The following is a 12,769-nucleotide window of genomic DNA, read 5'->3' as shown; positions in this document are numbered from 1 at the left end:
CCGATCCTGCATGAACCGTCCTCTGCGCATCCTGCATACCGAAGCCGCCAAGGGAATGGGCGGGTAGGAGATCTACATCTTCCGGCACATGCAGGTGATGCGCGCGCGTGGCCATGAGGTGTCATTGCTGTGCCAGCCCGATGCACGCCTGGCCACACTGGCACGCGAGGACGGATTCACCGTGCATCCGCTGCGCATGGGCGGCCTGGCACGCCTGCTGCGCGGCATGTGGTCGGTATCGCGGCTGGTGCGCCGCGAACGCTTCGACGTGGTCAATACCACCAGCCGCCGCGATGCGCTGATCGCCGCCGCCGGTGCACGCCTGGGCGGCACGCCGCTGGTGGTGCGCTCGCGCCATCTGATGAGCCCGGTCAACTCGTTGCTGACCTATACCGGGCTTCCACACCGGGTGCTGACCGTCAGCAGCTTCGTCAAGCAACTGCTGGTCGACCGCGGCATTCCAGCCGAGCGCATTGGTGTCGTGCCGCCGATCGCGGTGCCTCCGCGCTGGAGTGATATCCGCAAGGCCGATCCTTGGCAGTGCCTGCAGGACGTACGCGCGGAAGTGCGTGCCGAGCTTGGCTTCGGCGAGCAGGACATCGTGGTCGGCTGCGTGGCCGTGCTGCGTGAGCCCAAAGGCCATGCCGACCTGCTGCAGGCGATGGTGCCGCTGTGCAAAGCCAACCCGGACCTGCACCTGGTGATTGTCGGTGATGGCCAGGCCGTGACGGAACGACTGCAGGCGATGTGCGCCGAGCACGGGCTGCAGCGCCAGGTCCACCTGCTCGGCTACCGCGATGGAGCCTGCAGGCTGATGGCCGGCTTCGACATCTTCGCACTGGCCTCGCACAAGGAAGCGGCCGGCACCGTATTCCTGGAAGCGGCCTACGTGGGCGTACCGATCGTCGCCACGCGGGTGGGCGGCGTGCCGGAGATGGTGATCGATGGCAGCAATGCGATCCTCACCCGTTTGGGTGACAATGCCGCCCTGACAGGTGCATTGCGCCTGCTGGTGGACGACCCGGAACGGCGACGGCAGATGGGGCGCGCTGGCTGGGAGTGGATGCACGGCGCACATCGCTTCACGCCGGACGGCCACGGTGAAGCGACCGAACACTACTACCACCAGTGGCTGAAGGAGCTGGGACATGGCTGATGCACGAACCGTTCCGGTGCTGATGCACCACCACGTCAGCCCTTCGCCGGGCATGATCACCGTGTCGCCGGAGAACTTCGAAAGCCAGATTGCGTGGCTGGCAGCCAATGGCTGGACCTCACTGACGCTGGAGCAGTACGCCGGCTTCCTGGCCGGCAAGCCGGTGCCGCGCAAGTCGATCGTCATCACCTTCGACGATGGCTATCTCGACAACTGGGTGTATGCGCACCCGATCCTGCAGAAGTACGGCATGCACGCGGTGGTGTTCGTGGTCACCGGCTGGATGGGCGAAGGCCCGGAACGTCCGCACGCCGGCATTGCCGGCGCGGCACTGCCGTCGACGCCGGACCATCGTGGCTGCGAAGCGGCGATCTACGAGCAGGACCGCAGCGACGATGTGATGATGCGCTGGAGCGAAGCACGCGCAGCCATTGCCGCCGGCACCTTCGAAGTGCATTGCCATACCCACACCCACACCCGCTGGCTGCGCCGCGACGATCTGGACCGTGCGCAGCGCCGTGCGGGCCTCAGCCGGGATCTGGCGATCTCGCGCGACGTCCTGCAGGACAAGCTCGGCGAGGTGTCCGATACGCTGTGCTGGCCCTACGGCGATTTCGACCAGGACCACATCGAGGTGGCACGCGAGCAGGGCTTCCGCTACCTGCACACCACCCACCCGTTCGGCCGCAACGTGGTCGGCGGTGATCCGGAGCGCATCTACCGCTTCGCGATCCGCAACCGCCCGGCCAGCTGGCTGCGCAAGCGCATCGCGCAGAGCTACAACCCGCTGATCGCGCCACTGTTCAATGGCTTCAAAGCGCGCCAGAAGAAGATGGTGCCGGGGCCATAAGCACCACGCCCCTGCCGGTTGAATGAAAAACGCCCCGGCTTTGCGGGGCGTTTTTCGTTGGTGCGAATATGCACGCGCTTCAGGCAGCGGCTTCACGCACCGCTGCGGACAGGCGGTCCAGCGTGTCCTGCATCAGCGTGGCGTCATCGGCCTCGACCGTGACCCGCACCACCGGCTCGGTACCGGACGGGCGCAAGAACGCGCGGCCACGGCCGGCGACAGCCTGCTGCGCCACAGCCAGCGCGGACTGCACGCTTTCAGACTGCACCGCAGTCTTGGCCGGGACATTGCCCAGACGCACGTTCACGGTCTTCTGCGGTACCCGCGCAAGGCCCTTCAGCGCCTGGCGCAGGGTCTGCCCACTGTTGCGCAGCGCGACCAGCACCTGCAGGGCGCTGACGATGCCGTCCCCCGTGGTGGCGCGGTCCAGGCACAGCAGGTGGCCGGAGGCTTCACCGCCGAGCACACCACCGCCTTCGATCAGCGCCTGGTGCACGTAGCGATCGCCGACATTGCTGCGCACGAATGGAATCTGCAGGTCGGCGAGGGCCTTCTCGATGCCATAGTTGCTCATCAGCGTGCCGACCACCGGGCCGCGCAGGCGGCCTTCGGCCTTCCAGGCACGGGCCAGGATGTACAGCAGGTCATCGCCATCGACCGGGTTGCCCTGGTCGTCGGCCATCAGCACGCGGTCGCCATCACCATCGAAGGCGATACCGAGATCGGCGCCGGTCTCGCGGACCTTGGCCGCAAGGTTGTCGATATGGGTGGAGCCCACGCCGGCGTTGATGTTGATGCCATTGGGCTCGGCGCCGATGCCGATCACCTCGGCACCCAGTTCGCGGAACAGCAGCGGCGCGATCTGGTAGGCGGCACCATGCGCGCAATCCAGCACCAGGCGCAGGCCACGCAGATCGAATGTGCGCGGCACGCTGGCCTTGCAGAATTCGATGTAGCGGCCGACCGCTTCGCGTGCACGGAATGCCTTGCCCAGCTTTTCCGATTCGGCGGTGGTGAACGGAACGTCCAGCGCCGCCTCCAGGGCCAGCTCGGTGGCATCGTCGAGCTTCTCGCCCTGGGCCGAGAAGAACTTGATGCCGTTGTCGTAATGCGGGTTGTGCGAGGCGCTGATGACGATGCCGGCGTCCACGCCCAGCGTGCGGGTCAGGAACGCCACCGCCGGGGTCGGCATCGGACCCAGCAGCTGCACGTCGGCGCCGGCGGCGACCAGGCCGGCCTCCAGCGCCGCCTCGAACATGTAGCCGGAAATGCGGGTGTCCTTGCCGATCACCACGATCGGCCGGCGTCCGTCCTGGCCACGCTGGGCGAGCAGGACACGGCCCAGCGCATTGCCCAGGCGCAGCACGAAGTCGGCCGAGATCACGCCCTGCCCGACCCGGCCACGGATGCCGTCCGTGCCGAAGTACTTGCGGGCACCCATCAGGCTACCTGCGGCGCGGGCTGCCGACCCAGCATGGCGAGCAGATCGGACAGGCGGTCGCGCAGTTCGCGGCGATCGCAGATCTGGTCGATGGCACCGTGCTCCAGCAGGAACTCCGAACGCTGGAAACCTTCCGGCAGCTTCTCGCGCACGGTCTGCTCGATCACGCGCGGGCCGGCGAAGCCGATCAGTGCCTGCGGTTCGGCGATGTTGATGTCGCCCAGCATCGCGAACGACGCCGAAACGCCGCCGGTGGTCGGATGGGTCAGCACCGAGATGTACGGCAGCCCGGCTTCACGCAGCTTGCCCAGCGCAGCGGAGGTCTTGGCCATCTGCATCAGCGAGAACAGGCCTTCCTGCATGCGCGCGCCGCCACTCTGCGAGAAGCACACGTAAGGCGCACCGATCTCGACCGCGGTTTCTGCGGCCAGCGCGAAACGCTCGCCCACCACCGAGCCCATCGAGCCCCCCATGAAGGCGAAGTCGAACGACGAGGCGACCAGCGCACGGCCCTTGAGCAGGCCGCGCATGGCGATCAGCGCGTCGTATTCGCCGGTGTTCTTCTGCGCGATCTTGATGCGCTCGCTGTACTTCTTCTGATCCTTGAACTTGAGCAGGTCGGTCGGTCCCAGGCGCGCACCGATCTCGGTGGTGCTGTCGGCGTCGAAAAGGGCCGCCAGGCGCGCACGCGCGCGGATCGCCATGTGGTGGCCGCACTTCGGGCAGACCTCCAGGTTCTCTTCCAGTTCCGGACGGTACAACGCGCTGCCGCAGTTGCTGCACTTTTCCCACAGGCCCTCGGGGACACTGCGCTTCTTGCTGGGGGTGTTGTCGGTGCGGATGCCGGACGGCATCAACTTGCTGAGCCAACTCATGCGGGAGGACACTTCCGTTCAGGGCGGCCCATGGGCCGCAAAGGCGGACAGTCTAGCTCCGCTTTCCCCGGCCGTGCACCCCCTTGCCAGCTACGGGGCAGCCGGAAAAACCATGCTGGGACGTACGTTTAGGTGCTGCGCGGTGCCGGCCGCTGGCCGGCGGCCCTGCACGCGGGTGGGTACGGACGATGCCGGCCAGCGGCCAGCATTACCGCTACGCGTCCAGCGCCTGCCGCAGCGGGGCGAGGAACGCCCGCGCACGCTGGGCCGCGTCTTCAGCCGAGCCCGCTTCGGCCAGCGCCGCCACCAGCGCACTTCCGACCACCACGCCATCCGCCTGGCGGGCCATGGCTGCGGCACTGCCGGCGTCCTTGATGCCGAAGCCCGCCACCACCGGCACCGAGGCGCGCGCCCGCAACGCCTGCAGGCGGGCGCTGGCGGCGTCGCTGTCCAGGCGCTCGGAGGCGCCGGTCACGCCGGCAAAGCTGACGTAATAAAGGTAACCACGGGCCAGGGCCAGCAGCTTGTCGGCACGCGCCTGGCTGGTGGTCGGCGACGCCAGCAGGACCAGCGCCAGGCCCGCTGCATCGAAGGCCTGCTGCGCTTCAACGGCTTCTTCCGGCGGAAGGTCGACCAGCAGCACCCCGTCCACGCCAGCCTGCACGGCCGCCCCGGCGAAGGCAGCGTAGCCGTGGATCTCCACCGGGTTCAGGTAGCCCATCAGCACCACCGGGGTGTGCGCATCACGCTCCCGGAACTGCGCCACCGCCTGCAGCACATAGCGGCTGCCGGCTCCCCGCGCCAGCGCGCGTTCGGAACTACGCTGGATGGTCGGGCCATCGGCCATCGGATCGGAGAACGGCACGCCCAGTTCAATCACGTCGGCACCAGCATCGACCAGCGCGTGCATGACCGGCACGGTGGCTTCCAGCGAGGGATCACCTGCGGTGATGAAGGGAATCAGCGCCTTGCGCTGCTGTTCGCGCAGGCGCTGGAAGCAGGCATCGAGTCGGGATACGGACATGTCAGGTACATCCTTCGATCAGGTCAACGGCGCCGCTGGCGCCCCAGTACATTCGGGAGATGGTGCCGTCGACGATCTCCACACGGATCGCCAGGTCGGAACCGGGGTCCTGCCAGAGCAGGCTCTCGCCGGCCTCCGCATCATCACCATAGGGTTGCGTGGAAACGCCCTTGGGCAACTGCTGGAGTGCCTGCGCGCGTGGCATGCCCAGATGAAGGCCGAACGGCCCCGGCTGCAGCACCACCTGGCCGGAATCGTCGATGGGGGCCAGGTCGAAGCGCACCACGTCGCCGTCCTGCACCATCATCGCCACGCCCTCGGGCAGCGTGCCGCGCTCGTAGTACTCGCAACGCCCAGCGGTCGACTCGCCCAGCCCGGCCGAGTGCCACTGCGCCTCGCCCTGCAGTTCGCTGAAGGGCTGGCCGATCAGCACCTCACCGGCATGGTCCAGGGCCACCGACACCACCGCCCGGGCCGCCTGGTCCTCGCCGCCGTCGCCTGCCGTGGACATCGCCGCGCCCTCGATCGGGCGATGTGCGGCCTCATCGTCGTTGCTGGCCGGTTCGCGTGCCGGGGCGATCGCCGCGGGGGCGGCCGGCGCCGGGGCAAGCACCGGTGGATCGGGCGGCGTGCAGCCGCCCATGCCGATCACCAGCACCAGCGCCCCGCCGTGGCGCAGCACGTGATTCACAGCACAAGCCCTTCGCGCGCGGCGATGGTGTGCACGTCCTTGTCGCCGCGGCCGGACAGGTTGCACAGCACGATCTGGTCACGCGGACGCTCACGCGCCAGCTTGATTGCCTGTGCCAGCGCATGGCTGGATTCCAGCGCGGGCAGGATGCCCTCGGTATGCGCCAGCAGATGGAAGGCCTGCAGCGCTTCCTCGTCGGTGATGCCGAGGTAGCGCGCGCGGCCGGTATCGGCCAGGAACGCGTGCTCCGGGCCGACGCCCGGATAGTCCAGGCCGGCCGACACCGAATGGGTCTCGATGATCTGGCCGTCATCGTCGCACAGCACGTACGTGCGGTTGCCGTGCAGCACGCCGGGGCGGCCTGCTGCGATGGAGGCGGCATGGCGACCGGTACTGATGCCATCACCGGCGGCTTCGGCGCCGACGATCTCGACCTGGCGATCGTTGAGGAAGGCGTGGAACAGGCCGATGGCGTTGCTGCCGCCGCCGACGCAGGCGGTGATCGCATCGGGCAGGCGGCCGTACTCGGCCAGCATCTGCTCACGCGCTTCGCGGCCGACGATGGCATTGAAGTCGCGCACCATGCGCGGGTACGGGTCCGGTCCAGCCACGGTGCCGATGATGTAGAAGGTGTCCTGCACGTTGGTCACCCAGTCGCGCATCGCTTCGTTGAGCGCGTCCTTCAGGGTGGCCGAGCCGGAGGTGACCGGCACCACCGTCGCACCGAGCAGCTTCATGCGGTAGACGTTGATCTTCTGCCGCTCGATGTCGGTGGCGCCCATGTAGACCACGCATTCCAGGCCCAGACGCGCGGCAACGGTGGCACTGGCCACGCCATGCTGGCCGGCACCGGTCTCAGCGATGATGCGCTTCTTGCCCATGCGTGCGGCCAGCAGTGCCTGGCCGATGGTGTTGTTGATCTTGTGCGCACCGGTGTGGTTCAGGTCCTCGCGCTTGAGCAGGATCTGCGCGCCGCCGACGTGATCGCTCAGGCGCTGGGCGTGATAGATCGGGCTCGGCCGGCCCACGTAGTGCGCCAGGTCGCGGTCATAGGCCGCCTGGAACGCGGGGTCCTGGCGGGCCTGGTCATAGGCCTGGGCCAGTTCCTGCAGCGGGCCGACCAGGGTTTCGGCAACGAAGCTGCCACCGTAGCGGCCGAAGTGGCCCTGGGCATCCGGGAAGGCGTGGTAGTCGGCAATGGGGGAGGCAGACATGGATACGACCGGTGGTTCAGACAGGTGGATACTCTAGCGCACGGGTCAAGACCGGAAAAATGGATATTATCTGGCACATATCGTCAGGAAATCTCACGTGAGCCGCTCCCTGCTGCCTCCCCTCAATGCGCTGCGCGCGTTCGAAGCCACTGCCCGCCTTGGCGGCGTCGGGCGCGCCGCACAGGACCTGCACGTCACCCACGGCGCGGTCAGCCGGCAACTGAAGCTGCTGGAGGATCACCTCGGCCTGGCGCTGTTCCAGCGTGCCGGTCGCGGCCTGCGCCTGACCGCTGCGGGTACGCGCCTGCAGGCAGCGTGCAGCGAGGCCTTCGCCGGGATCGAAGGCTGCGTGCGCGAGCTGCGGCGGCCCGCGGCCTCCCCAGCACTGGTACTGGGCTGCAGCGGCAGCGTACTGGCACGCTGGATGATTCCGCGCCTGCCTGCCCTGCAGGCCGCCCTGCCCGGCGTGCGCCTGCAGTGGTCGGCGCTGGACGGCAGTTTCACCGAAGCGCAGGCGGCGCTGGACGCCGTGCTGTTGCTGGCGCAGGGACCGTGGCCACGCGGCTGGCAGGTCCGCGAGCTGGCACCGGAACGGGTCGGTGTGGTGGTGGCCCCGTCACATCCGGCGGCGCAGCGGCTGCGGCAGGCACCGCCCTCGGCACTGCTGCAGGAAACCGTGCTGCACACCACGTCACGTCCACAGGCTTGGCCCGCCTGGGCGCAGGCACACCGCCTGGACCCGTCAAAGCTGCAGCTGGGCACCGCTTTCGAACATCTCTATTACCTGCTGGAAGCAGCCATGGCCGGGCTGGGCCCGGCAATCGCGCCCGAGCCGCTGGTGGCCGAAGATCTGGCAGCAGGCCGGCTGGTCGCACCGTGGGGGTTTGCGGCCACCGGCGGCTTCTGGGTGCTGGCGCGGCCGGATGGCCCGGCCGATGCACGGGTAGACGCCCTGGCCGACTGGGCAGCAGCGCAACTGCGATGAGACGAGGCCCCGGGCGGCATTCACCTCCCGGAGCCGGCAACGCAGGCCTCAGCGACCGCCCATCGCGACCCGCTGCTGCTCCTCATGCACCTGCTGCTGGTGCGACGGATCTGCCAGCAGCTTGGCACTGGTCTGCTCCAGCGACGGCGGCGCCTGGGCCAGATCGACAGCGGTGCGGAAGCCAGGCGTCGTGCCCATCACGAACGGCTTGCCATCCTGCACCGTGATGCTCTGCAGCTTGTGGGCCGCGTCGATACCGTTCTGCTTTGCATGCAGGGTGATATTGGCCGCAGCCTCTTCGGAAAACACGCTGGGAAGCTTGCTGCGGCCAGCGTTGTGCAGTGCGTGGTCCGGATGCGATGCATCGTTGAGCGACGGCCCTTTGGGCACAGCCGCTGCGGGTTCATGACCCTGCACACGCCACGCCGCCAGGGCGGCAGCGGTGTGGCGACCGACGATGCCGTCGGCGGACAGTCCCTGGTTGAGGGTCTGCTGCAAGGCTCACCGTCGACGATGACATCCCGGCGCCCCTCAGGTGACGCGGATCACTCCAGGACGGTGCAATCGGCGCGCCGCACTTCCTCGACGAAGGTGCGCATCTTGTAACCGTCCTTGATGCCCGGCTCCAGTTCGATACCGCTGGAGACGTCCACGCCCCACGGCAGCGTCGCCAGCACGGCGTCGTAGACGTTTTCCGGGTTCAGGCCACCGGCCAGCAGGAACGGCCGATGCAATCCGGTCGGGACGCGGCCCCAGTCGAACGCCACGCCGGTGCCGCCACCACCACCCGGCGCGTGGCTGTCGAACAGGAAGCCGGCAGCGCTGGGATAACGCAGTTGCAGGGTGCGGGCATTGACCTCTTCGCGCCCCCCCATGGCAATCGCCTTCAGGTACGGCATGTTGAAGCTGCGGCAGAAGCTCTCGTCCTCCTCGCCATGGAACTGCAGCAGCGTCGGTCGTACCGTGCGCAGCACCTCGCGCACTTCTTCCTTGCTGTTGTTGCGGAACAGCGCAACCACGTCGACCATCGGCGCGATTGCCTGGCGCATCGCGCGCGCCTCGGCAGGCGCGACCCGGCGGCTGCTCTCGCGGGCAAAGATGAAACCCACTGCGTCCACGCCCAGCTCACCGGCCAGACGGACATCGCCGGCGCGGGTCATTCCACAGAACTTGATGCGTGTACGGTAGTAGGAACGGCTCATAGCGTGACCTCGGCGGGCAGATGCCAGTTGTCGGGGTACAGGGGCCCAAGGAACACCAGGCCCTGCGGCGGTGCGGTGGGACCAGCTACGGTGCGGTCGCGCCCAGCCAGCAGTTCGGCGATCCATTCCACCGGTTTTTCGCCGCTGCCCACCAGGATCAACGATCCGACGATATTGCGGACCATGTGATGAAGAAATGCATTGCCACGCACTGCGACTTCGATCACTTCGCCCTGGCGGCTGACCTGCAATGACTGCAGCTCACGCCGGGCATGCAGCGCCTGGCACTGCACCGAACGGAACGCGCTGAAATCGTTCTCGCCGAGCAGGGCCTGGCCGGCGGCGTGCATCAGGGTCTCGTCCAGCGCGCGGCGCTCCCAGCTCAGGGTCTGCCGGTCCAGCGCGGGCCGCACCTCGCGGTTGAGCAGCCGATAGCGGTAGCGGCGCGCACGTGCCGAGAAGCGCGCATGAAAATCATCGGTCACCGGCACGCACCAGCGCACCGCGATCGAACGCGGCAGGCGGGTGGTGGTGCCGAGCATCCAGGCGCGCGGGTCACGCACCACGTCAGTGTCGAAATGCACGACCTGGCACTGGCCGTGCACACCGGCATCGGTGCGGCCGGCGCAGACCACCTGCAGCGGCGCATCCGCCACCGATGACAAGGCCTGCTCGAGGCTGGCCTGCACGCTGGGACCACCCTCGCCCAGGTTCTGCCAGCCCCTGAAATCGCTGCCGTCGTACTCGACGCCAAGCGCATAACGCATGTGCTACCTCGATGTTGCGGGTGGGGCGGCGCTCAGGCCGGATCGCGTTCGGACCAGACCGCCAGTTCGTTGCCACCGGGCTCGACGAACTGGAAGCGGCTGCCACCGGGGAAGGAAAACACCGGGCGTACGATCTGGCCGCCGGCGTCGTGCACGGCGGCCTCGACCGGAGCCAGATCGTCGGCATACAGCACCAGCAGCGGTGCACCGCTGTCGTCGGCCCGCTGCGGCTGGCCACGGAAGAAGCCGCCCTGCAGGCGGCCATCGTCGAAAGCCGTGTAGTCGCTGCCGTAGTCGACGAATGACCAGCCGAAAGCCGTTTCGAAAAAGGCACGGCTGGCGGCCGGGTCGCTGGAGGCGAATTCAACGTAGTCGATACGGCGCTCGCGGCTCATGGCAGGGTCCTTGTCGGCGGGTTCGGTCACGGCAGGCGGGCAAGCAGTTCGCGGGCCTGCGTCTGGCTGTGCAGGTCACCGCCCTCGGCCACTTCCAGCAACAAGGTGCGCGCCGTCTGCGCGTCACCCAGATCGAGGTAGGCAATGGCCAGTTCCAGGCGCTCCTGGCCGGCACGTGGCGACCAGCCCGCGTCATCGGCAGGCGCGGGTGCGCTCGACGCGGTGTCGTCGGAATGAGCAGCCTCGGTGCTGACACGGTCGATGCCGTCGATGGCTTCGGGACCTGCGGCATCCGCCGGAGACGGGTTCTCATGCGCGTCGGCCGGCAGATCGAACACACCGCGGAACTGCGGCTGCCGTTCGGCATGCAGTGCGTAGTCGGGCACCACCACTTCGGCCGGCACCTGCGGTACAACGCGATCGTCCTGCAGCGGCTCGGCCGGGACCACCTCGTCGCCGGTGGTTGCGGGATCGTCCCAGCGCGGCAGATCGGTCACCGCTTCGGGCAATGCCACCGCGTCCTGGTCGCGCAGCGTGTCGGCCTCCTGGTCGGCCCGCACCGCGTGCTCAGCGGTGGGTTCGGCGACCACCACGTCGTGCACTTCGGTTCCGGTCGCCCACGCAGGCATCGCCGGTTCCTGGCGGCCGTTGCCGGCATCAGGCGACGACCACGAGGACTGCTCGGCCAGCGCATCCAGCGCGGCACCTGCCGGCACCGCTGCGGCCAGGCCGGCGGCATCGTCTTCCTCACGCAGCGGAGGCAACGGCGACGGCTTGCGGCGACGCAGCAGCCAGGCCGCCCCCGCCACCAGCAGCAGTACCGGCAGCCCCAGCCAGTACCACGGTGTCGCCGCATCACGAGCACCCGGCGCCTGCGCCAGGCGCTGCTGCGCAGCGGCCAGGTCGTTGTCCTTCATCGCGATCAGCGACTGCTGCTGTTCCCTGAGTTTCTCCAGGTCGGCCACGCGCTGCTTCAGCTCGCCGATCTCGGCATCACGGGTGGCGATGTCCTCACGCGCCTGGCGCAGTTGTTCGTTGCCCAGCATGTCGCCCTCGCTGCCGGCAGCTGTGCCGGTGGTTGTGCCCGCGTGCGCGGCGTCTGACGCCAGCGCCGGAGCGATCTCAAGCCGTGGCCCGTTGGCCGCAGCCGGGGAAGAAGCGTTCGTGGCTGCCGCCCTGGCAACTGGTGCGAGCATGCCCGCCGGTTGCGGCACGGTACGCGCCTGACGCCATTGCGCGGCGTGCTCGCGCACCAGCGTCGCCGCTTCGGCGGCGTCGACCGCCGCAAGCGCATCGCTGCCCGGCATGCGCAGCACCGCGCCCTGCTTGAGCAGGTTGACGTTGCCACGGATGAAGGCTTCGGGATTGGCACGCAGCAGGGCGATCATCGCGCGGTCGCGACTGACCTGGTTGCCACGCGCCACCACCCTGGCGATCTGCGACAGGGTCTGACCGCGCTGTACGGTGACGCTGCCATCGGCCGCCGGTGCAGCGACCGGCGCGGAGGCCGCACGCGGGCGTGCCGCTGCAGGCGCCACCGCAGATGGCGGCGCAGCGGGCGCCTCTGCGGCTGGCACCGTTGCCAAAGCCGGTGCAGATTCGCGCACGATCGTATTGGAGAGCGTGCCTGCCGGCGCGACGATTTCCGGCTCGGCCACGGCCAGCGCACTGGGCGGCGCATCGACCAGCGCCGAGTACTCGCGCACCAGGCGGCCCTGGCCCCAGTCGGCTTCGATCAGGAAGCTCAGCGACGGCGTCTCCACCGGTGCCTGCGAGGTCACCCGCACCACCGCTCTGCCCTGCGTGTCGCGGGTCAGCTCGAACTGCAGTTCGCTGACCAGTCCGGTCGGCCGCTGCAGGCCGACACGCTCGAAAGTGACCGGCGAGGCCAAGGCCACCCGCAGGTTTTCCAGCTCGGACGGATCGGCCGAAACGACCGGGATTTCTGCCAGCAGGGGCTGGCCCGGCCTGGACAGGACGCGGATGTCGCCCAACCCCAGGGCGAGCGCCGAACTGCTGGCCAAGGCGAGCAGCGCTGCGGACAGATAGGTGAGCGGGCGCTTTGCGCCCCTGGCCCGTTTATTCATGGGCGACACTATAAAGCGTGCGGACCAAGGTCCGCACCCATGTAGAGCCGAGCCCATGCTCGGCTGCATGGCCTGAGCCGAG

General features: G+C 68.5%; 12 protein-coding genes and 1 pseudogene. 3 read left to right on the top strand and 10 right to left on the bottom strand.

The window, feature by feature from the left end:
- Window positions 1-70 precede the first annotated feature (70 nt).
- Complete coding sequence (locus tag AC5P7R_RS10005; protein ID WP_495213840.1) at window positions 71-1,156, top strand: glycosyltransferase family 4 protein; 1,086 nt, start codon at window positions 71-73, stop codon at window positions 1,154-1,156.
- Window positions 1,149-2,006: a polysaccharide deacetylase family protein gene (locus tag AC5P7R_RS10000; protein WP_021203418.1), complete on the top strand. Its 858-nt coding sequence runs from the start codon at window positions 1,149-1,151 to the stop codon at window positions 2,004-2,006. The genes AC5P7R_RS10005 and AC5P7R_RS10000 overlap by 8 nt, the downstream gene beginning before the upstream one ends.
- Before the next feature lie 79 nt (window positions 2,007-2,085).
- Here the strand turns inward: AC5P7R_RS10000 and glmM are convergent, their stop codons facing one another.
- The 5 genes from glmM to trpB form a co-directional block, all read right to left on the bottom strand.
- Window positions 2,086-3,447 (bottom strand): phosphoglucosamine mutase, encoded by a 1,362-nt coding sequence (gene glmM / locus AC5P7R_RS09995; RefSeq protein ID WP_495213830.1) that lies wholly within the window; start codon window positions 3,445-3,447, stop codon window positions 2,086-2,088.
- Window positions 3,447-4,322 (bottom strand): acetyl-CoA carboxylase, carboxyltransferase subunit beta, encoded by an 876-nt coding sequence (gene accD, locus AC5P7R_RS09990; RefSeq protein WP_019660593.1) that lies wholly within the window; start codon window positions 4,320-4,322, stop codon window positions 3,447-3,449. The genes glmM and accD overlap by 1 nt, the downstream gene beginning before the upstream one ends.
- Window positions 4,323-4,536: 214 nt before the next feature.
- Window positions 4,537-5,346, bottom strand: coding sequence for a tryptophan synthase subunit alpha (gene trpA / locus AC5P7R_RS09985; protein WP_019660594.1), 810 nt, complete (start codon window positions 5,344-5,346; stop codon window positions 4,537-4,539).
- Between the two features lies 1 nt (window position 5,347).
- Window positions 5,348-6,037: a hypothetical protein gene (locus AC5P7R_RS09980; protein WP_058981118.1), complete on the bottom strand. Its 690-nt coding sequence runs from the start codon at window positions 6,035-6,037 to the stop codon at window positions 5,348-5,350.
- A complete protein-coding gene (trpB, locus tag AC5P7R_RS09975) occupies window positions 6,034-7,251 on the bottom strand; it encodes a tryptophan synthase subunit beta (protein WP_014647880.1) in 1,218 nt (405 codons plus the stop codon). Before trpB ends, AC5P7R_RS09980 begins: the two co-directional genes overlap by 4 nt.
- Before the next feature lie 97 nt (window positions 7,252-7,348).
- Here trpB and AC5P7R_RS09970 point away from each other — a divergent pair, with 97 nt between their 5' ends.
- On the top strand, window positions 7,349-8,236 hold the full coding sequence (locus tag AC5P7R_RS09970; RefSeq protein WP_495213829.1) for a LysR family transcriptional regulator: 888 nt from the start codon (window positions 7,349-7,351) through the stop codon (window positions 8,234-8,236).
- A gap of 48 nt (window positions 8,237-8,284) precedes the next feature.
- Here AC5P7R_RS09970 and AC5P7R_RS09965 read toward each other — a convergent pair.
- From AC5P7R_RS09965 to AC5P7R_RS09945, 5 genes and pseudogenes are all read right to left on the bottom strand, one after another.
- A pseudogene (locus AC5P7R_RS09965) lies at window positions 8,285-8,713 on the bottom strand (peptidoglycan-binding protein); the annotation flags it as partial.
- A 68-nt stretch (window positions 8,714-8,781) separates the two neighbouring features.
- Window positions 8,782-9,438: a phosphoribosylanthranilate isomerase gene (locus AC5P7R_RS09960; RefSeq protein ID WP_019660598.1), complete on the bottom strand. Its 657-nt coding sequence runs from the start codon at window positions 9,436-9,438 to the stop codon at window positions 8,782-8,784.
- Window positions 9,435-10,205 (bottom strand): tRNA pseudouridine(38-40) synthase TruA, encoded by a 771-nt coding sequence (gene truA, locus AC5P7R_RS09955; RefSeq protein WP_134734797.1) that lies wholly within the window; start codon window positions 10,203-10,205, stop codon window positions 9,435-9,437. The genes AC5P7R_RS09960 and truA overlap by 4 nt, the downstream gene beginning before the upstream one ends.
- Window positions 10,206-10,237: 32 nt before the next feature.
- Window positions 10,238-10,600, bottom strand: a complete 363-nt coding sequence (locus AC5P7R_RS09950; RefSeq protein ID WP_494539957.1) for a VOC family protein — start codon at window positions 10,598-10,600, stop codon at window positions 10,238-10,240.
- A gap of 26 nt (window positions 10,601-10,626) precedes the next feature.
- The gene (locus AC5P7R_RS09945; protein WP_494539958.1) at window positions 10,627-12,687 is read right to left on the bottom strand and encodes a FimV/HubP family polar landmark protein; all 2,061 of its coding nucleotides are present in this window, start codon (window positions 12,685-12,687) and stop codon (window positions 10,627-10,629) included.
- Window positions 12,688-12,769: the final 82 nt, after the last annotated feature.

The organism is Stenotrophomonas sp. YJH_SMC_27 (genome assembly GCF_059369815.1).
The sequence above is the reverse complement of the archived record's forward strand: the minus strand, read 5'-3'. Positions and strand labels throughout refer to the sequence as shown.